This is a genomic window from Pseudomonas sp., assembly GCF_050739655.1.
Taxonomy (GTDB): domain Bacteria; phylum Pseudomonadota; class Gammaproteobacteria; order Pseudomonadales; family Pseudomonadaceae; genus Aquipseudomonas.
Map to the genome: position 1 here is coordinate 47,847 of NZ_JBOIBY010000175.1, position 23,023 is coordinate 70,869.

General features: G+C 58.4%; 19 protein-coding genes and 1 pseudogene. 19 read left to right on the forward strand and 1 reads right to left on the reverse strand.

Features of this window, described 5'->3' with window-relative positions:
• Positions 1–36 precede the first annotated feature (36 nt).
• The 6 genes from ACRESJ_RS08450 (at position 37) to ACRESJ_RS08475 (ending at position 3,003) form a co-directional block, all read left to right on the forward strand.
• Positions 37–174: a hypothetical protein gene (locus ACRESJ_RS08450; RefSeq protein WP_431757503.1), complete on the forward strand. Its 138-nt coding sequence runs from the start codon at positions 37–39 to the stop codon at positions 172–174.
• Between the two features lie 69 nt (positions 175–243).
• On the forward strand, positions 244–723 hold the full coding sequence (locus ACRESJ_RS08455) for a DUF2528 family protein (RefSeq protein ID WP_431757504.1): 480 nt from the start codon (positions 244–246) through the stop codon (positions 721–723).
• A gap of 337 nt (positions 724–1,060) precedes the next feature.
• Positions 1,061–1,642 (forward strand): HNH endonuclease signature motif containing protein, encoded by a 582-nt coding sequence (locus ACRESJ_RS08460; protein ID WP_431757505.1) that lies wholly within the window; start codon positions 1,061–1,063, stop codon positions 1,640–1,642.
• Positions 1,635–1,868: a hypothetical protein gene (locus tag ACRESJ_RS08465; RefSeq protein ID WP_431757506.1), complete on the forward strand. Its 234-nt coding sequence runs from the start codon at positions 1,635–1,637 to the stop codon at positions 1,866–1,868. Before ACRESJ_RS08460 ends, ACRESJ_RS08465 begins: the two co-directional genes overlap by 8 nt.
• 26 nt (positions 1,869–1,894) lie before the next feature.
• The gene (locus tag ACRESJ_RS08470) at positions 1,895–2,077 is read left to right on the forward strand and encodes a helix-turn-helix transcriptional regulator (protein ID WP_431757521.1); all 183 of its coding nucleotides are present in this window, start codon (positions 1,895–1,897) and stop codon (positions 2,075–2,077) included.
• Positions 2,078–2,184: 107 nt separating this feature from the next.
• The gene (locus ACRESJ_RS08475; protein WP_431757507.1) at positions 2,185–3,003 is read left to right on the forward strand and encodes a hypothetical protein; all 819 of its coding nucleotides are present in this window, start codon (positions 2,185–2,187) and stop codon (positions 3,001–3,003) included.
• A gap of 79 nt (positions 3,004–3,082) precedes the next feature.
• On the opposite strand, the gene ACRESJ_RS08480 is transcribed toward ACRESJ_RS08475, so the two are convergent.
• The gene (locus ACRESJ_RS08480; RefSeq protein ID WP_431757508.1) at positions 3,083–4,318 is read right to left on the reverse strand and encodes a tyrosine-type recombinase/integrase; all 1,236 of its coding nucleotides are present in this window, start codon (positions 4,316–4,318) and stop codon (positions 3,083–3,085) included.
• 433 nt (positions 4,319–4,751) lie between these two features.
• Here ACRESJ_RS08480 and ACRESJ_RS08485 point away from each other — a divergent pair, with 433 nt between their 5' ends.
• The 13 genes and pseudogenes from ACRESJ_RS08485 to ACRESJ_RS08545 form a co-directional block, all read left to right on the forward strand.
• Positions 4,752–5,270, forward strand: coding sequence for a tyrosine-type recombinase/integrase (locus ACRESJ_RS08485; protein ID WP_431757509.1), 519 nt, complete (start codon positions 4,752–4,754; stop codon positions 5,268–5,270).
• 734 nt (positions 5,271–6,004) lie between these two features.
• Complete coding sequence (locus tag ACRESJ_RS08490) at positions 6,005–7,354, forward strand: SrfA family protein (protein WP_431757510.1); 1,350 nt, start codon at positions 6,005–6,007, stop codon at positions 7,352–7,354.
• A gap of 16 nt (positions 7,355–7,370) precedes the next feature.
• The gene (locus ACRESJ_RS08495; RefSeq protein ID WP_431757511.1) at positions 7,371–10,436 is read left to right on the forward strand and encodes a virulence factor SrfB; all 3,066 of its coding nucleotides are present in this window, start codon (positions 7,371–7,373) and stop codon (positions 10,434–10,436) included.
• Positions 10,433–13,138 (forward strand): putative virulence factor, encoded by a 2,706-nt coding sequence (locus ACRESJ_RS08500; protein ID WP_431757512.1) that lies wholly within the window; start codon positions 10,433–10,435, stop codon positions 13,136–13,138. The genes ACRESJ_RS08495 and ACRESJ_RS08500 overlap by 4 nt, the downstream gene beginning before the upstream one ends.
• Before the next feature lie 3 nt (positions 13,139–13,141).
• Complete coding sequence (locus ACRESJ_RS08505) at positions 13,142–14,170, forward strand: hypothetical protein (protein ID WP_431757513.1); 1,029 nt, start codon at positions 13,142–13,144, stop codon at positions 14,168–14,170.
• A complete protein-coding gene (locus tag ACRESJ_RS08510) occupies positions 14,170–16,161 on the forward strand; it encodes a vWA domain-containing protein (protein WP_431757514.1) in 1,992 nt (663 codons plus the stop codon). The genes ACRESJ_RS08505 and ACRESJ_RS08510 overlap by 1 nt, the downstream gene beginning before the upstream one ends.
• A gap of 10 nt (positions 16,162–16,171) precedes the next feature.
• Positions 16,172–16,873: an ABC transporter ATP-binding protein gene (locus ACRESJ_RS08515; RefSeq protein WP_431757515.1), complete on the forward strand. Its 702-nt coding sequence runs from the start codon at positions 16,172–16,174 to the stop codon at positions 16,871–16,873.
• A complete protein-coding gene (locus ACRESJ_RS08520; RefSeq protein ID WP_431757516.1) occupies positions 16,857–18,080 on the forward strand; it encodes an ABC transporter permease in 1,224 nt (407 codons plus the stop codon). The genes ACRESJ_RS08515 and ACRESJ_RS08520 overlap by 17 nt, the downstream gene beginning before the upstream one ends.
• A complete protein-coding gene (locus ACRESJ_RS08525) occupies positions 18,070–19,614 on the forward strand; it encodes an SUMF1/EgtB/PvdO family nonheme iron enzyme (protein WP_431757517.1) in 1,545 nt (514 codons plus the stop codon). The genes ACRESJ_RS08520 and ACRESJ_RS08525 overlap by 11 nt, the downstream gene beginning before the upstream one ends.
• A 34-nt stretch (positions 19,615–19,648) precedes the next feature.
• The gene (locus tag ACRESJ_RS08530; protein ID WP_431757518.1) at positions 19,649–20,386 is read left to right on the forward strand and encodes a hypothetical protein; all 738 of its coding nucleotides are present in this window, start codon (positions 19,649–19,651) and stop codon (positions 20,384–20,386) included.
• A gap of 4 nt (positions 20,387–20,390) precedes the next feature.
• Complete coding sequence (locus tag ACRESJ_RS08535; RefSeq protein WP_431757519.1) at positions 20,391–20,897, forward strand: hypothetical protein; 507 nt, start codon at positions 20,391–20,393, stop codon at positions 20,895–20,897.
• Positions 20,898–20,954: 57 nt separating this feature from the next.
• A complete protein-coding gene (locus tag ACRESJ_RS08540) occupies positions 20,955–22,424 on the forward strand; it encodes a vWA domain-containing protein (RefSeq protein ID WP_431757520.1) in 1,470 nt (489 codons plus the stop codon).
• Positions 22,425–22,486: 62 nt separating this feature from the next.
• Positions 22,487–22,792 (forward strand): annotated as a pseudogene (locus ACRESJ_RS08545) (transposase); the annotation flags it as partial.
• Positions 22,793–23,023 lie beyond the last annotated feature (231 nt).

Genomic DNA, 23,023 nt, shown 5'->3' on the forward strand with positions numbered 1-23,023 from the left:
GCCGGCTGCAACCGGCACTTTTGAAAGGAGAGAACCATGCGCAACACAGAGCAGCTTGAACAACCCGAACGCGGCGCCCTACTTGGGCAATTGATCGGCGCAGTCTTGACGGTGGCGTTGATTGCCATCGTCGCGGTCCAGGTGCCGGATTTGATGATCTGGATGCTCAGCTGAGAATCCCAAAAAGTTGGTGCCATGGGGCTGCAACCCCATGGCACCCGCCACCCCTGAAAGGAGAGAACCATGCAAGCTCAGACCAATAGCGGCAACGTCGCCGAGGCTACCACCCCTGCAAATCTGAAGCGATATCGTGTTGCTGAGTCTTGGAAAGACTACGAAGTGACGCTCGAGGTGAACCTTGACGTTCTGACCCAGGAACGCGCGGCCATGATCAACCAATACCTTTCTGATGATAAGACCCGCTTGATGGAGGAAAGCGACGATGTTGTCCGCGTCGCTGTTCGCCTGGCCGGTTCCACGATGATCAGGATCATGCTGGAGCAAGGGGGAACATCATTCACTCCTGCGTCTAAGACTATCTTCGGTGACAACCCGGGCACCAGCTGGACACATGACCTACACAGCGCCGAGGGTTTTGGTGGTTGCGAAGCAGACGAGCGACCGTACGGGTGGTGCGGTATTCGAGTGATCGGCGCCGACGTCGACGTCCCGGGTTTTTTTGAAGTTGATCTGACTGAAATAGCAGTCTCGGGGGAAGCCTGACCATGTCTCAGGAACGAATCCGGCCTGCGATGGCCAGCCAGCGCCTCGATCTGCCCAGCGTGTGCGATATCTGCGGCTTTGCACGCTCAACGCGTCGACACGAAAGCTGCAGCAAGCAGCGTCAGCAGCGGAAAAAAGAAGAATGGGCTGCCCTTATGGCGGAAAGGCTCGCCGTGAGATTGGCAAAAGCCTGTCGGAAAGCCTGATATTAAGGATGGAAACCGTGAACACCATTGCACAACAAGCATTAGAACGAGCCAGGTCACGCGTTGACGCCAGCCCCTCGCAAAAGACAACCCATCGCCGACGGTTCTGGACTACAAGCGAGGAGTCGCGCTTGGCGGCACTGTACCCGGCCACACCAATGTCGCAGCTCATTGAACTGCTCGGTCGTCCGAAGTCCGCCCTTTACGGCAAAGCGAAAGAACTTGGCCTGAAGCGCAGCGCCGAATTTCTGGCTAGCGAACACTCGGGCAGACTTCGCCCAGACGCGAACCCGGGTTTGGCCACTCGGTTTCAGAAAGGACATGGCACTTGGAACAAAGGTAAGCCATTTGCCGCCGGCGGCAGATCTGCCGAGACACAATTCACCAGTGGCCGGCTGCCACACAACCATGTGCCGATCGGCACCGAAGTCATGGCTTCGGACGGGTATATGAAAATCAAGGTGGCCGAACCAAACAAATGGGAGTGGACGCACCGCCGCAATTGGGAGGCAGCGCATGGGGCGATCCCGAAGGGCATGGTGTTGGTCTTCAAAACCGCCGATCACTCGAACTGCTGTGTCGACAACCTTGAACTGATCACTCGGCGCGAGCTTATGAGCCGCAACACGATTCAGCGATTCCCACCCGAGCTTAAGCAAACCATTCGCCTCCTGGGCAAATTGAAAAGAACGATCGAGGCCACCAATGAATAACAAAATGACCGATCTGAGAAACCACCTGTTCGCCACTTTGGAGGCGCTTCAGGACCCGGACAATCCAATGGAAATAGAGCGAGCCAAAGCGATCGCCGAAGTAGGGAAAGTACTGGTCGACTCAGCTAAGGTTGAGGTGATGTTTCTGAAAGTGATGGACGGTGAGGGCCAAAGCACTGGATTCATCGAATCGGAACGAGCGTTGCCAGCGCTGCAGGGGAGATAGTTCAGGTGAGTAAGTTGGATCGGTTTATGAGGGAGCGGGATGTCATTGCTGTGACATCCCTGTCACACGCAACGCTATGGCGCGCAATGAAAAGCGGACGATTCCCACGCCCGGTGTCGATATCACCCGGCCGCGTAGGATGGCGCGAGTCTGCAATCGTAGCCTGGCAGCAAAACCCTGCAGCATGGAAACCAACCGAGGCCGCGTGAGCGGCCTCATCTTTTCTCAGTACACTCCTCCACCTGATGTGGTCTACCCTAGCTCGCAACAGACCACACTAATTCCCACGCTCTACATATACCGGATGCTGATACAGATGAAAGACTCCAAATTACGGGAAGCTTTTACTAGTGAAGCGCTGTTTACCAAGGAGCTGCTAGGTTATGGCGCAACGCAGATTCGCCGAGCCAACTACGCGACCCAAGGATTATATTTCCAATCGTTCAACAACTTAAGCATCGGACTTGAACGCATCGGAAAAATCTGCTTGATACTGGATTTCTTTGTAAGAACTAAAGGGACATTCCCCACGGATGAATACTTACGAAAAACCATCGGTCACGACCTAATAAAAATATACGAAAAATCGCAGGAAATTATTAAAGAAAGAACGTTCGAACTCAAATCAGGCTCTACATTCTCCAACCCCATTCATTACAACATCATGAAAGTTCTTTCCGATTTTGCGAATGGGCAACGCTATTCCAACATCAATTTACTCTTAGGAAATAAACAGCAATCCGGCCCTATAGCCACATGGTACAAAAAAGTTGATGTACCAATTTTTAAAAACGAAGTATCACAAAGAAAAAAATCGCAGATACGCTTAGATGCGAAGGAAATGGAACGAGAATTGGGTTCGTTTTCAGCTGTTCACTACATCTCAGAGGACGGTAGCATTATCAATACATTGGAGGACGCCAGTTACCGCACAGGCGCTTTTGAAGCAGTGGCACCGAAGCGCCAGCTCTACGTACTGCAAATTATCCGATACTGGGTCGAATTACTTTTAAGCCTCGAGCTTTTGAGCATGGAAATTGACCAGCGGCTAACGCCGGATTTTGATGAAATATTTGGTGGACTCAGAAACGACGACGCATATATGAAAACTAGAAAGACTTGGGATAAAGATTGACATGATGTCAGCGGCTCAATAGTCGGACTGCTCGGAATCAATACCGCTAACACCGAGCATAGACTTGAACAATGGTGGACTATTTTTCCGCTTTGCCCAGGTTTACCGTAATCACATTCTTGTTAAGCCAAGTGGCCCAGCGCTGAAGTCCTTTCTTTTTTTCATCAAAATAAGAATATCTATCATAGTGCTTAGACGAAACGTCATTGAAAGCATGCCCTTGAATGCGATCGCGCAGTTCCTTGTCCATTTTGGCCATTCCCATCAGAGTCTTACAGGTCCGACGAATGTCTCGCAGCGTAAAAGGTCCATTGAATTTCTTGGTATGTCGGCCGTAAAGCTTCGTCACAGCGCGAGACAGCGACTGGGTGTGAAGGGATTTGCCGTCCGCTTTGCCCATAAAAGGGTAAGCGCTCGAATCACTGACCTCATCCATCACTTTGAGGCTTTGGCGCATCACCTTATTGAACGGCACAACGTGCAAAGACCGCTCCCCTTCAATACCCTTGCCCCCGCTTTTTCCCTTCTTGTTACGGATTATCAAATGATCGTCTAGGTATTGGCGCCGCTCGGTTGCGAGAACCTGCTCGGGACGCTGGCCGCCGGAGGCAATGAGAAATTTTAGTAACTCGGATGTCACCAGACTCAAATGCTCAGGTAGTAGCTGCCAAAGTGTCGCCAGTTCCTCCGTTGAGAGAGCCCGATCACCAGGTTGTTCCCAATCGTCCTGGACCGGCACACTGGCCACCGGGTTACTGATCAGGCCGAACCTCACTTGAACGGCCAGGTAACTGCGGGGGTTGTACTCCTGCTCCAGCCCTACCTGAAACGCTGCATGAAGCTGAGAACGGACGCGATTGCAATAAGTTGTGATGCCGGCATCTATCATTTTCACAATGATGTTGCGGATCTGGACCGGGCCGATGAGCGACGCGGGTTTTCTGACCAGATCGGGGAAAGGGTCACTTACGTAATGCTTGAGCGACCACTTAACATCACCAGCTGACGCAGCTTCCTCGGTCTCGAGCTTCTTCACATACAGATCAAGCAGGTCCTGAAATGTACCAGGTGAAGCTTGCACCCCCTTTTCCTCACGACACTTGTCCCGGGCGATCGTGAGTTTCATCTCCGGCCATGTACCAAGCTTGGCCATCTTCTTTTTGCCAGCGACATGCCGCTGGAAATAGAACTCCTTCGTCCCGCTGGGACGGACCTTCAGCACCAGCACCCCTTCGCCTTTGGCCGTGCGGCCGTCCGACATGACGTAATCCCGTTCGCGAGGCTTCAACGCTTGAATCTGCTTTTCCGTGAGCATTGGTGACAGTTCCTGGTGACAGTCGGCCCGATCTAAGGTGATACCGCTTGAAACAACACGATTGAACACCACCCTCTGAGGGCCGCGATTCTACTGGGCTACAGACTGAAATTGATATCCCCTGTGACGCCATGAGATTGCACTAGTAAAAGCTTCCCAAGCTGATAACGAGGGTTCGATTCCCTTCACCCGCTCCATATCTCCTTTCCATGGTTGTCTGTACAAATCCATGGAACGCAATTAGGTCACTGAGCTGAAACGGATTTTTTCCGAGCCCTCATTCCAGTGACATCCAGCGCAATCCACTGACAACTGGCCTTTTCTGGTACATAAAGTGGACCATAGATCCGGGTATTTCCGCTTTCGCATTGTTGCTGGTGGAGCTATTCCCCGGGGATAACCATCGCATCCAACCTAATTCCGAGGGTTGGACATGCTCACCGATTTCAAAGTCCGCCAGGCTAAAGCCACTGGCAAAAACTACATGCTCAGCTATTCCGACGACCTGTCTCTGTTCGTTTCTCAGGGCGGCTCGAAGCTCTGGCACTTTCGCTATTCATGGTTGGGAGAACGCGCTCGCATTTCCTTGGGCAGCTATCCCGAGCTGTTGTTGAAAGACGCTCGTGAACTGCGCGATCAGGCCCGGACGATGGTCGTCAAACACATCAATCCCCGCATCGAACGCAAACAGAAACTCAATGCCATCAAGATGGCAGGTGAGAACACATTCATTGCTGTCTACGAGAAATGGCTGGACCACAGAGGTTTGACTCCAGAAGAGGGGCGCCAGACTTCGCTCTCGATCATCCCTAGAGTTTTCAAAAAAGACGTTTTTCCGCTACTCAAGCGACTGACCATTTACGAGGTCACTCGGCCTATGCTGCGGGAAGTCATGGCCGTGTCGAAAAACGCGGAGCGTTGTCCGTCGCCGAAAAACTGCGCTCCTGGCTAAAGCAGTTGTTCGACTATGCCATGGTCATGATTGACGGAATGCAGAGTCACCCAGCTACTGACCTGAACGTTGTCGCGGTGCCGCCACCTTTTCAGTGGGTCCGACATTCAATCGATGGTTCCAACCAGATAGCGGACGCTATCGGAAAGCGAGTCGGCTCATACACTTCGCAAGATCACGAAGGCTTTGCTAAAAGGAATGAATCGGGTCGTGCAGCCGGGTTGGAAACAAGAAGTCCTCACTTCTAAGGTGGGCCCGATGCATCCAAGGTGCCCGGCGATCCGTGGTGATGTCCCTGGCGAGCCCACTTCTCGGCTTAAGTACACCGCCGCAAGCTGCCGGACTACAGCCAACCAAAGTACACCAGGTCAGTAAGGCCGAAGCTGGGCTTCCCGATCGCTGAGCCGAGCCATGGCGCGGGAGGCGGACAGCGCGCCAAGGGCGACGACGAATTTGAGCGGGAACTTAGGGAAAGCCTTTTTTGGAGTTGTGCATTTTTTATAGCGCTACTGAAACGATTCATCAAGCTTAAAAAAGCTTACGCCCGTGCCTTCCCAAGCCAATTAAATTTGACCTTATGCAACCTCCGCATGCTTACGTTAGTCTCATAAGGTTTAAACCTCCGGCAGATTGACGGCGATATCATGATGACATTAAGGTCGCCCGCTAAATGCAGGAGCAAGCACAGACAGATTTGTCTGTCATTTTTGCGCAACGGATCGTATGGAGTTTGAATGCGCGGGGCACTATTACGCAGCGGTAAGAGCGGGTCATTCACTGCCCTCGGCGAAACAGGTCAACCGGTCTACCGGGCAGCCCTGCAATTGCGCGAAGCCATTCGCCGCAAGAACCCCGATTTGGTCGATCATCTGGCCATCCCTCAAAGCGATGAACTCGGCAACCAGATCGATTGGTACAGCGCCCTCGACGGCGATGTAATTCCGTGGAGCAGCGCGACCGAAGAGGAACGCGTCCCTGCCCGCCGCCAACTTGAAGCTCTCAAGACCGCGCTCGAGGAATTGAGCCAGCGTTTCCTGGGCACTGATTCCGGCGAACAGCAGCAAGGCGACAAAGCCGTGTTTGGCAAGTTGCTCAAGCGCGTCATTCATATCCCCGACGAAAACTTCGTCTACCTGGTCCAAGGCAAACCGGTGCTGACCTTTTGGGGTTTCGAGCACGCCGGCAGCGACCTCAATCGTGATCCCCTGCACTGCCTCTATCAGGTTGCGCCGCAGCCACCTGTGGTCGAAGCGCCTGTTGTTGCGCCCGTCGTGCCGGTGGTGGCTCGTCCGTGGTGGCGCCGCTGGTGGTGGCTGTTGCTGCTGCCGCTCCTGCTGCTGCTTTTGTGGCTGTTGCTCGGCCTGCGAGGGTGCGTCCCTATTCCGATGGTGGCGGTAGACCTGCTGCCCAAGGGCGTCGTGCCGGTGGAAAAACAGCTGGAAGAGCCGCCACTGACCGGCAATGTCACGACGCTCAATGGCGTCCCCGTGACCGGCACCGTCGTAGGCGCCACCAACGGCACCGGCACCGCCGTGACCGGAACACAGGGTGTGGAAACGCCGGCCGTCGAGGGTAACGAGGGTAACGAGGCTGACGCAGCACCCGCCGACTTGACCAAAGACCCAGCCAAAGACCCGGCAGCCGAAAACAAAACCGCGCCGCCGGATGTCACATCGCCCGAAGCAGAAAAATCCGCCACCAAAAAAACAGGCCCTCCCCTCAGCATCCCGCCAGACGCCGCTGACGGTGCCGCCAAGTTTCTCGATGGTCAGTACAGTGCAGGCGCCGGGATACAGGACCGCCGAACCGGCAAACCGCTGCGTCTGGAATACCAGCTCAAGGACGGTAAGGGTCAAGTCACCGTACACCAGGCCGACGGCTCGATATGCAGCGGTCCGGTGAGCGCTACTATGAAGGGTGGCAGCCTGGCCATCGACAGCCAGGGCCAGGCCGTGTGCGGCGATGGCAGCACTTACGACATGCCCAAGATCAACTGCCGCCCAGGGGCGACCACGGTCGCGGACTGCACCGGCGGTTACGGAAAAGATCAATTTCCCATGTCCATGCGGCAAGTGGCCGAATAAAACGGAATAACCTGACATGTTGCCTGAAGTCACTCAATTCGAAGACACCGTCACGCTGGTCAGCGACACCGGCATCCAGTTCATGGATTTCGCCCTGCGCCTGGATCCCCGCAAGGAACCGGCGGGCGAATTCGCGCCGATGATCAGCGGGCTGATCTGCCGCCTGGCGTATAACGAAGAGAAAGACTTCTTTTTCTACGAGCCCGAACCGGAAAAGGTCGAAAAAGCCAAACCTGCGTTCAGCGTCGACATGAAAAGCAGCCTCGATTTGCTCGACGGTATCTGGCTGCCGACCCCGTTTTTCCGCTTCATGCCGCCGCATCGCTTCGACGAAGGCCCGACCAACTGGTCGCGCATGCGTCTGGTGAAACTGGCGACTCCCGACATCGACGGCAACACCCACCGCCTGACGATGGCGTTCGACAGCCGTGTGATGCCCAAGCGTGACGGCACTGCTTATCTGGCGCCAAACGAAGAAGACATCAGCTCCGGCGTGTCCTTCAAACTGGCGACCAAGGCCAGCGAAACCCGCTGGTTCCTAGCGCAGCCATGGGTCAACGAGTGGCTGCTCGAAGTGTTCAACGAGGGCAATGCCCACCGTTCGCGCGCAGAGCTGGACATCGATATCCGCGCCAACTATCACTTGGCGCACTACCTCAACTTGCTCAGCCTGTTGAGCAAACCGTCGGCGGCCCAGCAATCGAAAGCCCGGGCGAAAGTTGAAATCCCGGAGCTGAAAGTGGTCGCCAACGACAGCAATGGCCTGGTCAAGCCGATTCCGGTGGACCTGGTGCTGGACGTCGGCAACTCGCGCACCTGCGGCATCCTGATCGAAAACCACGGTCAGGCCGGCTCCGGGCTGAAACAGAACTACGTGCTGGAACTGCGTGACCTGATCACCCCCGAACACACCTACAACCTGCCGTTCGAAAGCCGCGTGGAATTCGCCCAGGCGTACTTTGGCAAGGACCACTGCTCGGTCAAGAGCGGCCGTCACGATGCGTTCCAGTGGGCGACGATTGCCCGTGTCGGCAATGAGGCCAGCCGTCTGGCCAGCCGTCGCCGCGGCACCGAAGGCTCCACTGGCCTGTCCAGCCCGAAACGCTATCTGTGGGACGAAAACGCCTATGGCCATGGCTGGCGTTTCAACTGCTCGTACATCAAGACCGATAACGAACCATACGCCACCGCCGCGCCGTTCTCGCACCTGATCAACGAAACCGGCGAGGCGCTCTACAGCCTCGAAGAAGACGATCGTCTGCCGGTGTTCATGCCGCGTTATTCGCGCAGCTCGCTAATGACCTTCATGCTCGCCGAGGTGCTGGCCCAGGCGCTGTCGCAAATCAACAGCCCGGCCCAGCGTTCACGCCAGGGTCACACCCGCGTGCCGCGCCAGCTCAACAGCATCACCCTGACCGTGCCGCCAGGCATGCCCCAGGCCGAGCGCAGCATCCTCAACGAACGCATGCTGCAAGCCATCGGCCTGGTGTGGAAAAGCCTCGGCTGGCATGCCGGCGAGGAAGACCCGCATCAGGATCAGGCCGTCAGCCCGCGCACGCCGATCCCGAGTATCCGCGTGGAATGGGACGAAGCGTCCTGCGGCCAGTTGGTGTACCTGTATACCGAGGTCAACGAGAATTTCGCCGGCCATCCGGAAGAGTTTTTTGACACCATCGCCCGGCCGGACAAGACCGACCGCCAACGCATCACCCTCGCGACCATCGACATCGGCGGCGGCACCACGGACCTTGTGATCACCGACTATCGCCTCGACCGCGCGGGTAATACCGGCAGCGGCAGCAACGTGCACATCGTGCCCGAACAGCGTTTTCGCGATGGTTTCAAAGTGGCCGGCGACGACATCCTGCTGGACGTGATTCAGGACTTCATCCTGCCGAGTTTCGAAAAAGCCCTGCAGAACGCCGGCGTGAAAGCCCCGGATTCGCTGATGTCACGGTTGTGTGGCGATGAATCGGTCAGCGCCCAGGACATGATCCTGCGTCAACAATTGAACCTCCAGGTGTTCGCCCCGCTGGGCCTGGCGCTGCTCAAGGCGTACGAGCATTACGATCCGCAGGTCCCGCAAGAAGTCACCCCGCAAAGTTACCGCCAATTGCTCGGTGACAACGGGATCAGCCAGACCGTGCTCGACTACGTCAACGCCGCCGTGCGTCGCGATGTCGGCGGTCAGAGCGGTTTCGACCTGTATGCCGCTCCGATCAGCTTCGACCTGCAAAAGCTCCACGCCGCGTTCCTCAACGACCAGATCAACATCACCAAGATCCTTGGTGCGCTGTGTGAAGTGGTCGCGCATTATCCGTGCGATGTCTTGTTGCTGACCGGCCGCCCTTCGCGCCTGCCCGGCATCCAGGCGTTCATTCGCAAGGTGTTGCCGCTGCCACCGGGACGTATCCTGGCGCTGCAAAACTACCGCACCGGCGGCTGGTATCCCTTCCACAAGAACGGCCGGATCGACGACCCGAAAAGCACCGCGTCGGTCGGCGCCATGCTCTGCCTGTTGTGCGCCAACCACAGCGTGCCGAACTTCTACTTCCGTGCTTCGGCACTCAAACCGTATTCGACGGTCAAGCATATTGGTGTCATCGACCTGAACAACGTGATCAAGGATGCCGACGTGCTGTACCGCGACATCCAGTCCGAAGACTACAAAATCAAGCTGCCGGAAATTGGCGTCGGCGATGCCGCCGACACGCCACAACTGGAAATGCGCGGCGATCTGCGCCTCGGTTTCCGCCAATTGGCCGCCGACCGCTGGGCCGCCTCACCGCTGTACACCTTGCGGTTCACCAAGGCGGGGCGGGAGAAGTTTTCCCGGGCGATCGGTGAAAACGGCGCCGCGCCGTTGCTCAAGGTGCGGTTTGAGGTCAAACCGGCAGACAAATACACGCGTAAGCAGGATCTGGTCAGCGACCGCCTCTCTGTCCGCGACATCGAATCTAACTGCAACAACGTCAACTTCAACCCGCGCAGCGACCTCGAGTTGGAACTCAACACCATGCTCGACGCCGGCCTGAGCGAGAGCAAGTACTGGCTCGACAGTGGGAGCGTGAAACGTAAATGAAAGACCTGACCCCCGATCAAACTCAGCTCTCTGCCAGTTGGGCCGCAGTTTATGAAGGCGCCGCTCAGGCGCTGGACTGGATTGGCCAGACGCGCGGCAATGCGCCGCGTCTGGACAGCGAAGCCGACAACCTGAACATCCGCCTGCATCGCGCCCGCAACCTGGCTCAAAGCCTCGGTCGCGTGGCCTGCACGCCGATGACCATTGGCTTTTTCGGCTTGTCCCAGGCCGGCAAGTCCTACCTGATTTCGGCCCTCGCCGCCGGTCAGAACGGCAAACTGGAAACCGAGTTCGGCAACCATCGCCTGGACTTCATCAAGCACATCAACCCGGTGGGTGGTGGCAAGGAAGCCACCGGCCTGGTAACGCGCTTCAGCCGTCGGGCGACAGAAAGTCAGGACAAGGACTTCCCGGTAGAACTCACGCTGTTCAAGGAAATCGAGCTGGCGAAGATTCTCGCCAACGCCTGGTTCAAGGATTTCGACCTTGAGCGGATTTCCTACGAGATCGATGAGGAACGCATCCAGCGCGTACTCAAACCTTTCGAAGGCCGCGAAACCGGGCCGCTGCAAACGGGGGTCAATGCCGACGATCTGGTGTCGCTGTGGGATTACCTGCGTGACAACTTCCGCAACTCGGTGAAGAAGCTTGAGCATCTGTACTGGCCCAAGGCGTTGCAACTGGCGCCACGCCTGAGTTTCCAGGAACGGGCCGAGCTGTTTTCGATCCTCTGGGGCGAGCAAAGCGAGTTGACGCGCGTGTACCAGCAACTTGCCGGCGCGCTGCACAAGCTGGGCCTGCCCGAGATCGTGTTCGCACCGTTGAAGGCCTTGGTGAGTTTCGAAAACGACACCTACAGCCAGCGCGACAGCATCATGAACGTCGACATCCTCGAACGCTTCGGCAGCCCGCTGGACTTGCCGATCGATGTTCGACCGCTGGTTGGCGATCGCCTGCAAAGCAGTCAGGCGATTGCGGTCGCGCAACTGGCTGCATTGACCGCCGAAATGACTTTCCGCCTGATCGAAGCGCCGGTGGATGACATCGTCAATCAGGTCGACCTGCTGGATTTCCCCGGTTATCGCGGGCGCCAGAAACTGCACGAGATCGCCGATTCCAATGACCCGCAATCCACCGCCAAGGACAACTCCGTTTCCCAGTTGATCCTGCGCGGCAAGGTCGCCTACCTGTTCGAACGCTACACCGACAACCAGGAAATGAACGCGCTGGTGGTCTGCACCGGCTCGACCAAGCAGAGTGACGTCAACGACGTGGGCCCGGTGCTCACCCGCTGGATCGAAAAGACCCAGGGCGCGGACTCGGCTGCTCGCAGCAAGCGCGATACCGGTCTGATATGGGCGCTGACCATGCTCGACCTGCGCATTACCAACTCCCTGAGCCTGACCCCGGATCAGTACGACGAGAGCTGGAACGGCATGGTCAAGCTGACCATGCTGGAGCGCTTCGGCAGCTTGAGCTGGATGAACGACTGGGCCGGCACACCATTCCAGAACACCTACCTGGTGCGCAAACCGCGCATGGACGCGGCGTTCATCGGACAAGACGCGAACGGTGCGGAAACCGGCCTCAATGCCATCTATCAGGAGCGTGTCAGCGCGCTGGGCGCCAGCTTCACCAGCAACGCCCTGGTGTGCAAACACGTCAAGAACCCGGCCAACGCCTGGGCAGAAATGCTGCGCAACGATGACGGTGGCATCAGCCACTTCAGCGGCAGTTTCAAAAGCGTGGCCAATATCGAATTCAAATTGCAGCGCATCCGCGAGCAATTGAGCGAATGCCTCGAAGGCCTGACCACTCACGGCCTGAGCACCTGGTACCACGCTGACGACGACGGCGCCGCAGCCGCCAAGAAAGCCAAGGCGCAAATGATTCTGACGGGGCTGGGCCGTCGTCCGGCTGTGCTCGGTGAGTTAATCGATCAACTCGACATGCCGAGCGAAGAGGTCCGCGACCTGTATCTCAGCGGCGTGTACGAAACCGATGACGAGCCGGCCGTGAACGACGAGCCGACCGCCCCGAGCCAGAGCCTGTACGGCAACGACGCCGGTTTCAATTTCGATTTCAGTGACGACCTGAGTCACGACGCGCCGGTCAGCAGCAAAACCGGCACCCCGGCACCCGAGCTGCAAAGCAACGAGCACCGTTTTGCCAAAGCGGCCTTCAAGGCCTGGATCGCACACCTGCGTGAACTGACCACCCGGCAAAGCCTGCTCAACCTGCTGGGGCTGGAAAAGGCCTTGCTGGAAGCGGTGGTCGATGAACTGATCACCGCCGGCTATCGCCAGGACTTGCCGGGGCAACTGAGCCGCGCCGTCCTCAAGCGTGCACAAAGTGGTGCACGGCGCGATCAACTGGTCGAGCGCCAGGTACTGGAAGTGCAACGGGTGCTGCGCGATTTCGTGTCCTGGCTCGGCTACCTCCAGAAGCCGGTGAGCGAGCGCCCGAACAGCCGAGCCGGAGCCAAGGCACCTTTATTTTCGTTCTACGCCGACATTGGCCCGGGACAAGTGCCCGTGCTGCCGGCGCAACCGGCCAATCAGGCACAGCTATATCTCGGCGACTGGCTCTCGAGCCTGGCCTACATCACACAAGACAATGCCGGCCATGGTGCCGGACGCGAAATCACCCCTGAACAGAACGAACGGCTGGGCCAAGTGCTCACAGCCTTCGCAGCGAGATAAGCAATGCCAATTCGTGTCGACCTGCTCCCGTTAGAGCCCAATGTGCCTGGCCAGGCCCGCCTCACCGTAAAGAAATGGCAGGGTGGCGGGGAACAGCTGGAGTTTTCCATTCAACGCAACCAGGACGGTTTTTACCTTCAGGACCACAAGGCCTGGAGCAGCAACCCATTCTGGTTCAAGGTCTCGCGTTTCAACCTCACTGCCAATGGCGAAGCTTTTGAAACGCAGGTCGGCCGTGAGGTGGTCGACCCGCTGCTGGAAGGTGGCGCCAACTCGCAATTCCAGATCGAACTGCGCGAACAGAGCCAAAGCTACGCCGACAAAGGCGTGGTGCGACCAGGCGTTGGCTTGCTGCCGTCCACGGCCGGCGGCCAGACGCGCTCGACCTACGGCGGCGCTGAACTGACGGCGCCGAGCGTACCGGCGCCGGAAATCCCGGAGATCCCGGACATGCCTGAACTGGTCTTGTCCACCGCCGAGCCCGAAGTGGAGTTGGAGTCGGTGCTCACCGAGCCCGCCTACACGCCGCCTCCCCCACCGATGAAAAAAAGCAACAAAGGTCTGGTTGGCCTGTTGATTGTCGTGTTGTTGCTGGCAGCGGGTGCCGGATTCTGGTTCTACAAGCGCACCCCGACGCCTGCCTCGGTGGCCACAGCCTCTGCCGCCGCACCAGCCGGCGCCGACGCTCAAGCCTGCACTCTCGAAAGCATGAACAGCCTGCCCGAGCTGACCTTCGTCCAGACCTGCATCAAGGCGGCACCCGACAGCGCCAAGTTGCTGGAGATTATCAACCAGGCTAAGGCCGGCAAACACTGCGGCGTCGCCCAACGTCTGTACGCCAACCGTGCCCAAGCCGGTGACGCATTGATCGCCAACGCTTATGCCCGCGAATACGACCCTAAATACCTGAAGGCCAGCGAATGCTTCCCGGCTGCGGACAACGCCACCGCCGCCTACTGGTATGAAACCATCCTCACCCAGGACCCGAACAACGCCGAAGCCAAGCAGCGCTTCGAGGAGTTGCAGAAGTGATGCGTTCGCCCCTGAGTCGATTCCTGCTGAGCGGTGCCGCCTTGCTCGCGTTGTGCATCAGCCCGCTGTCCCAGGCTGCAGACAAACCGCTGATCCAGGCCGGTAAAAAGACCCTGTTCCAACGTGTGCTGACCACGCCCGGCTGCAAGATCAGCCCGACAGCGGGCGGTACCGAAGGTGACGCACAACCGGTCTTTAGCCGCTTATATGTGTACGAGCGCGCCCAGGCAAACAACGCCGAGTGGCTGAAAGTCGGCCCCGACAGCTACGGCAAAACCATTGGTTGGCTGCCTGCCAGCTGTACCACCGACTGGAAGATGCAACTGACGCTGGCCTTCACCAACCCGGCCAACCGCGACCGGCTGCTGTTCTTCAAGGACCGCGCCACCGTCGAAGGCATCCTTGATGCGCCGGACCCGGTCAGCAAAGTCGCGCCGCTGCGGGCCGCGCTGAAAAAGGGCCAGCAAGCACCAGGCATTCTGGCTGAAGAACCGGAATACTTCGTCGACCTGCAAAAGCAGTTCTACCTGCTGCCGGTGCTCAGTGGCGAAGAAGTCATGACCGAAAGCGGTTTCCGCACGCGCCTGCTCAACGTCGCCTCCGTCAGCAAGCCGGATGACAAGAATGCCAAGGGTGGTGCTGCAAACAGCGCTGCCGGTGGTAAGGAAGCCGAAGATAAAAAGGCCAACCAGCTGAAGGAATTCAGTGCGGCCGTGGTGTTTGTCATCGACTCGACGATCTCGATGGACCCCTACATCGACCGCACCCGCGAGGCGATCCGCAAGGTTTACCAGAAGATCGAAGCGCAGAATCTCGGCAAGCAAGTCAAGTTCGGCCTGGTGGCTTTCCGCTCCAACACCCAGGCGGTGCCGGGGCTGGAATACACCACCAAGATGTACGCTGACCCGACGCAGGTGAAAGACAGCGCCGACTTTTTCGCCAAGATCGCCGACCTCAAACAAGCCACCGTGTCGAGCAGCAGCTTCGATGAAGACTCGTTTGCGGGCGTCATGGAGAGCATCGACAAGGTTGACTGGAGCCAGTTCGGCGCGCGCTACGTGGTGCTGATCACCGATGCGGGCGCCATCGAAGGCGACGACAAGCTGTCGAAGACCGGTTTGAGCGCCGCACAGGTGCGTATCGAAGCCGCCAACCCAGGCGTGGCGATTTACACCTTGCACTTGAAAACCCCGGCCGGGGCCAAGGACCACGCCAAGGCCGAGGCGCAGTACAAGAACCTGTCGACCTACCCGGGCACCAACACTTCGCTGTACTACCCGGTGAACGCTGGCGATGTGCAGGAATTCGGGCGCAAGGTTGACGCCTTGGCCGGGGCGATCACTGCACAAGTGAAAGCCGCCTACATGGGCGAAGATGCGATCGGCAGCGCGGCGAACGCCAAGCAGGACCCGGCCGAGAAGAAAATGCTCGAAGACGCGGCGCTGATCGGCCACGCCATGCAACTCGCCTATCTTGGCGAAAAGACCAACAGCAAGGCCCCGCCAGTGTTCAAGGCGTGGATCACCGACCGCGACCTGATCAAGCAAAACATCCCGACCACCGATGTGCGGGTGCTGCTGACCAAGTCACAGCTCAGCGACTTGAGCGACGTGATGAAGCAGATTCTCGATGCCGCCAACGAAGGCCTGATTTCCCCCACGGAAATGTTCGTTCGCCTGCGTTCTGTCGCGGCGACCATGGGTGCCGACCCCAATCAGCTCAAACAGAACACCAACGCCAAACTGGCGGACATGGGCGTCCTGGGTGAATACCTCGAAGACCTGCCCTATCAGAGTGAAGTGCTGAACCTGGATGAAGAGACCTGGAAGAGCTGGGATGGTCTGGCCCAAGAAAAATTCATCCGCACGCTGAACACCAAACTGCGGCATTACCAGCGTTACAACGCCGATGTCGACCGTTGGGTAGCTTTAGCCAAAGACAGTGATGCGCGGGACAACGTCTACCCCGTGCCACTGGAAATGATGCCTTAACGAGACGCCGATGCTTGATATCAAGAACCTGCTGGTGCGCCGTGGTGAAGGCGCACAAGCCCATCACGTGCGACTGCCGCACTTGCAGGTCGGCGCCGGAGAAATCCTCGCCATCACCGGCGAGAGTGGCAGCGGTAAAAGCACGTTGCTAGAAGCCATCGGCCTGTTGCTCGCACCGCTGGAACTCGAGCGCTTTCGGCTGGGCCCGACGCACGCTCAGGATATCGCCCAACTGCTGGCGACTGACGACCAGCCTGCTCTTGCAGCGGTGCGTTCACGGCATCTGGGATTCATTTTACAGAGCGGCGGCTTGCTGCCGTTCCTGAGCGTGCGTGACAACATCAGTCTGCCGCGCCGTTTACTCGGAATGACGGCGAAGAGCGATCACATCGACCACGCCGTTGATGTGCTGCGCCTGCAAGGCTTGCTGGATAAACAACCTCAGGCCTTGTCGATTGGCGAACGCCAGCGCGTGGCCTGCGTTCGGGCAATTGCCCATGAACCGCTGCTGCTGTTGGCCGACGAGCCGACCGCCGCGCTCGACCCTATCAGTGCCCGGCGTTTGTTCGAGCTGCTGCTGAGCCTGGTGTCGAGCATGGGCCTGAGTGCACTCGTTGTATCCCATGACTGGGCCTTGCTGAAGGATTTCGGCTTGCCGCGACTCGGGGCTATCAGCCATCAGGGGGAGACTCTGTTTGAACCGATGGACTAATCGCTTGCACCTGCTGGGCTCACTGGCGCTGCAAGACCTCTGGCACGACCGCAAGGTCTCGCTTTGCATCGCCGCCTCCCTGGTGGCGGTGATCGCTCCGTTGTTGCTGCTGTTCGGGCTCAAACACGGGGTGGTCAGCCAGTTGCAGGACGAACTGCTGCGCGACCCACGCAACCTTGAAGTGAAGATGCTCAGCAACGGCAACTACGACACGGCCTGGATCGAGCGTTTGCGCCAGCGCCCCGAGACCGGTTTTGCCCTCGGCCAGACCCGCTCGCTCAATACCCAGGCTGACCTGCTGATCGGCATGCAACGGTTTGTCGAAGGTGCGGAAGTCATCGCCACCGAGCCGGGCGACCCACAACTGAACCTGGCGCCACTCAACCCCGTTGGCAATCAAGTGATCCTCAGCGCCACTGCAGCGCAACGCTTGCAAGCCAAGGCCGGCGACAGCGTGCAGATGCGGGCCTTGCGCCGCCTGGATGGGGTCAATGAACGCGGCGAGATGACGCTGACGGTACTGGCCGTGCTCGACGGTGCCCGTTTCGGTCGCGCTGCGGGGTTTGTCGCCCCGCCGCTGCTGCAGGATCTGGAGCGCTTTCGCGACGGTTATCAGGTCAGTGCATTCGGAGTTGCCACCGGCAAGCCTCAGGGTGATATGCAACCGCTGTATGCCCGCGCCCGCGTGTATGCGCGCGACATCGATCAGGTCGCGCCGCTGGAGCACTGGCTCAACGAGCAACACATCGAAACCTCAAGCCGACTGGCCGACATCGACAACGTCAAAGCCATCAACCATGTGCTGGGGCTGATCTTCAGTGTGATCGCCATCGCGGCGCTGATCGGTTGCGTGGCGTCCATGGTCGGCGCGTTCATGGCCAACATCGACCGTAAACGCAAAAGCCTGGCGGTCCTGCGTCTGCTGGGTTTCAAACGCAGTGCCGTCGGCGGCTTCGTGGTCCTGCAAGCGCTATTACTAAGTTTGGCCGGCTACGTGGGCGGGCTGGTACTTTATGCCATGGGCAGTCATTTGTTCGACTACCTGCTCGGCAGCAGCCAGGCCACCGGCACCTTCGTTTGCCACATCACTGTCTGGCATGGCCTGGCCGCCCTGCTCCTGACCTTTTTGGTCGCTGCACTGGTGGCCGTGATCGGCGCCCTGCGAGCCATCAACATACAACCTGCGGAGAGTCTGCGTGAGCTATAAACGTTTTGGCTTGCTGTTGCCCCTGAGCCTCTGCTACTTGCTAGACGCCTCGGCGGCGGGCTGGGAAGAGAAGTATTACAACCCGATGCCCGGGGCAAACGACGTCGTGTTGCCGATGCCCTGCGAAGGCTCGATGGTGTTTCGCAAGGTGTTCATCCCGGTCGCCGGTCCGCTCGACGACTACCCGATCAACATCGGCCAGGACGGTGCGGAATACGGCTACGTCGAACAGACCCGTCCGACCTTTATCGCCGGCAGTTTTACCGGGGCCAAAAACGACAAATCCCGCTACTACCTGATGGCCAAGTACGAGATGAGTCAGTTGCAATACGCCGCGCTGACCGAAGCAACCTGCCCCACTGCCGCCACCAAAATGCGCGTGCCGCAAACGGCGGTGAGCTGGGTGCAAGCCATCGAAGCCGCCGACAAATACAACCTGTGGCTGCGTAAAAACGCCGCTGACAAGCTGCCCAAGGAAGACGGCGCGCAAGGTTTCCTGCGACTGCCGACCGAAGTCGAGTGGGAGTTCGCCGCGCGCGGTGGGCTGGAAGTCAGTGCCGCGGAATTCCGCGACACGCACTACCCGATGCCAGAAGGCATCAACGCCTACGAGTGGTTCGCCGGGGCGCAATCGTCCAATGGCAAGGTGCAATTAACCGGACTGCAAAAACCCAACCCGCTGGGCCTGCATGACATGCTCGGTAACGTGGACGAAATGATGTTCGAGCCGTTTCGCCTGAACAAACTCGACCGCCAGCACGGTCAGGCAGGCGGTTACGTTGTCCGTGGCGGCAACTACCTGACCGCGCAGGCCGACCTGCGGACCGCATTGCGCAAGGAAGATCCGTATTACAACGCCGAAGGCCAGGTGAAAAACAAGACCACCGGCCTGCGACTGGTGCTGGTCTCACCGACCCTAACCTCTCGCGAGCGGGTCGCCAGCATCGAAAACAGCTGGAAGAAACTCGGCACCGGCAGCAAGGAAGCCGAATCCGCCGACAAAGGCACCGTACAATCCCTGAACAGCCTGGCCTCGGGTGTCGAAGACAAAGCGCTCAAGGAAAAACTCCAGGCCCTGGAGAACCAGCTGCGCGCCAGCAACCAGCAGCAGGAAGAAACCCGCGACCAGGCGATCCGCGCCAGCCTCAACCTGGGTGCGTTCCTGTGCACCAAGATGCTCGACGACGGCCAGTACGTGGACTTCCTACAAAAGAACTACAAGCTCAACTGCGAAAGCGCAGACAAAGATGCCAGTTGCGACATGCGTAAAGGCAAGCTTGAGGAGCAAAAGGATCGCCTGCACAAACTCAGCCGTTACTACGCCAGCAGCCTGGTGGAATCGGCTACTTTGTACGGCCAGCCACTGCTTGAAACGCAAGTCCCGGTGATGGATGAAATCATGACCCGCAACAAACAGCTGCAAGACCTCAAACCTTACTTGCGCACCCACTGGGCCAATCAGAAGGCGTTCCTGCAAAAGCAGAAAATCGACACTGAAGCCTGGCTGACCAGCTGCAAGACCGTCACTCAATAACAATGCATCAACACCGTTACCCAGGAGTTTCACCATGTCGCGCAGCCTTTGGACTCGCTTCAAGCTACAGATCGCTTTCGTAGTCGCCGGCAGCCTGCTAATGACCGGTTGCGCCAACACCGGCAGCTCTATGCTCGGCGAAGGCGAAGGCGACGGTGCCGACCCGCGCCTGACCCAGGGCAATGACGCAGAGTTCTTCAGCAAGTCCGGATACCAGGCCTGCGCCGTCGGCGCCGGTGTCGGCATCCTCGCTTGCGCGCTGTCCAACAGCAACAACAAAACCGTGTGCGTCATCGCCGCCGGTATTACCGCGTGTGGCGTGGCCATGGGCGCCAACTATTACCTGGATCAACGTCGCGCCGAATACGCTGACACCACCACCCGTTTGGCGAAGATGAACAGCGACGTCGAACAAGACACGCAGAATGTGATCGCGCGAACTGCGACCGCTCAGCAAGTAATCAATGATGACCAGGCGCAAATCGCCCAGATCAAAAAGGACATCGCCAACAAAAAAGTCAACCAGTCGAAGGCTCAGGCGCAAATCGCCGGGATCGATGCGGACATCGCGCGGCTGCGTAAAGACCTTGCCAACATGCGTACCAAAGTCATCGAGTACAGAAAAGTGGCAGACGCCGAGCGAACACAAGGTACCAGCGCGGAGATCAGACAGGTGGACATGAATATTCAGAAAATGAACCAGAAAGTCGTCACCCTGCAGAAGGAAGTCGACGCTCTGTACAGCCAACGCTCCGCAATCACCCTGGGTTAAGCACATGACGCTAAGACAACTGATGGTCATCACTGCCGTCCTGGCCCTGAGCGGTTGCGCGACTCAGCCCGGCGAATGCGATGCGACCAATCGCGACAGCAGCATGCTGACCAAGATGAATTGCGACTACTCCGGTGGTTACAGCGATCAGATCAAGCAGAAGGAACTGGCTCTGAGCGAGTCCCGTCAGCAAAACGCAATGTTCCGTCAGGTGTACGAGAACATTCAGGCCCAGCAACTGAGCACCAAAACCGATCTAGCCAGCCAGCAGAAATCCCAGGCCGCGCTGAATCAGTCGCTGGCGCAACTGCTGACCTCGCTCAAGGCGAGGCGTGGCAATGAAGCCCAGGTACAGAAGCAGATTGCCGACCTCGAGAAGCAGCTCAAGGCTTCGCAAGCGGCACCAACGACCAAATCTACGCCAGCGACGCTGGCGGCCAAGCAGCAAGAGCTGAAAACGTTGCAGAAGAAGGTCAATCAGCTGCAATTCAGCCTCGGCTACGAAGAGTAACTTTTCACCCCGCAGGGCATCCCAACGGATACCTGCACTTTTTCAGGAATTGTCGTCATGCAGCGGGTCATCAGGGATGCGCAAGCCACATCGGAGGGGATGAGTGCGCTTCAAGCCAAAGTCGCCCTCATCCAGAAACACTTTCCGCTGACCGTCGCCAGTCTGTTTGCCATCCCGCGGATGGGCAGCGGCGACGTGCTGGAATGGTGGACCGAACTGGGCGGCCAACCCACACCCTATACCGACCTCAACGAAGACGCACAGCGACGTTTACTGGAAACCTATGAAGTACGGCAGACATCCCTTGAACAGCTGGCGGACGAGCTGCAAAAACGCGGTCAACCGACGGTAGCGGATGACCTGCGCAGCCTGCTCGGCACGCCTGAGCTGGACAAACTCTATAGCCTCAACGGTGAGCCATTGGTGGTGCGCTGGAATCAGCGTCCGCCCAGACCGATTGTGCCGCCGGTGGTGCCTGTCGTGCCGGTCGTGCCGCCATCGCGTCGTGGCTGGTGGATCGCGGCGGCTTTGCTCGCGCTGCTGTTGCTGCTTCTGGCGCTTTGGCTCTGGTGGTTCCTGCACCGTGAACCGATTGTCGTGGTTCCGCCTATAGCGCCTATAGCGCCGGTGGCGCCGGTAGTGAAGCCGACCGAGAAACCGGTTGAGCCTGTTCCCGAACCTGTCGTGGAACCGGAACCTGCTCCGGTACCAGAACCCACACCAGAACCGGTCCCGGAACCCAAGCCGGTCCCGCCACCAAAACCGGCACCGGAACCCAAGCCGATCCCGCCCCCCAAACCGGTTCCACCACCCAAACCGGTAGTGGCTGCCCCACCACCGGCCCCGACGCTGGACAACTTCGCATGCCGTAAAAATGCGCCGGCCGCGGAGGTCCCGCAATTCGTGGTGGTGCTCGACACCTCGGGTTCGATGAACTTGAACATCAAGTCAGTGAAAGCCGACGAGGACTGGTTCTTCGGTAGTGACCTCAACAAGCTTCTGGACCCGAACCGCACAATGCGGATCACCGCCAGACCCAGTCGCATGGACGTCGCCAAGGACTCGCTGGCCAGCATGATCAACGGACTGGACCCGAAGATCGACACACGTCTGATCACCTTCGCCGGCTGCGAAAGAACACCGGACCGGGGGGTGTTCAAGTTCGGCGACCGCCCGCGGCTGATCAACGGGATTCGAGGTCTGGTCCCCGACGATGGCACACCGCTGGCCGACAGCCTGGCCCACGCGGCGAGTACCGTCGACGGGCGCAATAACGATGCGGTTATCGTGATGTTTGTCGACGGAGAAGACGGTTGCGGGCAGGACGTTTGCGCGGTATCCCGTCGAATCGCCAGGGAACAACCGCGCCTGCGCGTCAACGTGGTGAAAATCGGTGTTGGCGGCCCGTCACGTTGCATCGCTGAAAACACCGGTGGCCGGGTTTACAACAGCACCAACGCGGCTGAACTGGGCAACCAGTTGAAACAGGCGAGCAAGGAAGTATCCAGCAGTACCAAGTGCGACTAGCTTGGGATTGATCCTGAATTGAACTGGCCCTATTCGCGAGCAGGCTCGCTCCCACAGGGTTTGTGTCGATCATAAGTACAGTGCGGTTGCTCTTACTTCCCGAGAGCCTCGACGATTACGTTAGCGATACCAATCCGGTGCGCGTGGTCGACGTCTTCGTCGACGAACTGGACCTGGTCAATCTGGGTTTTCACGGTGCCATTCCAGCCGATACTGGCCGGTCTGCTTATCACCCCGCGATCTTGTTGAAGATATACATCTACGGCTATCTCAACCGCATCCAGTCGAGCCGTCGGTTGGAGCGAGAAGCCCAGCGCAACGTTGAACTGATGTCGATGGCGATTCAGAGTATCTCCAGCCTCCGCACTGCCAGACGTCAACTCTAAAGCCTGTTAAGGCAGCGACCACGACACAGAAACGCTCCCTGGCCAAGTGCCGGCTGAGCCGGCTCTGAGGGTATAAGCGGCGACATGAACTTTTCTCCAGGCAAAAACAAAACCCCTACCTGCATACGCAGATAGGGGTTTCGGAATTTAATCTTGACGATGACCTACTCTCACATGGGGAAACCCCACACTACCATCGGCGATGCATCGTTT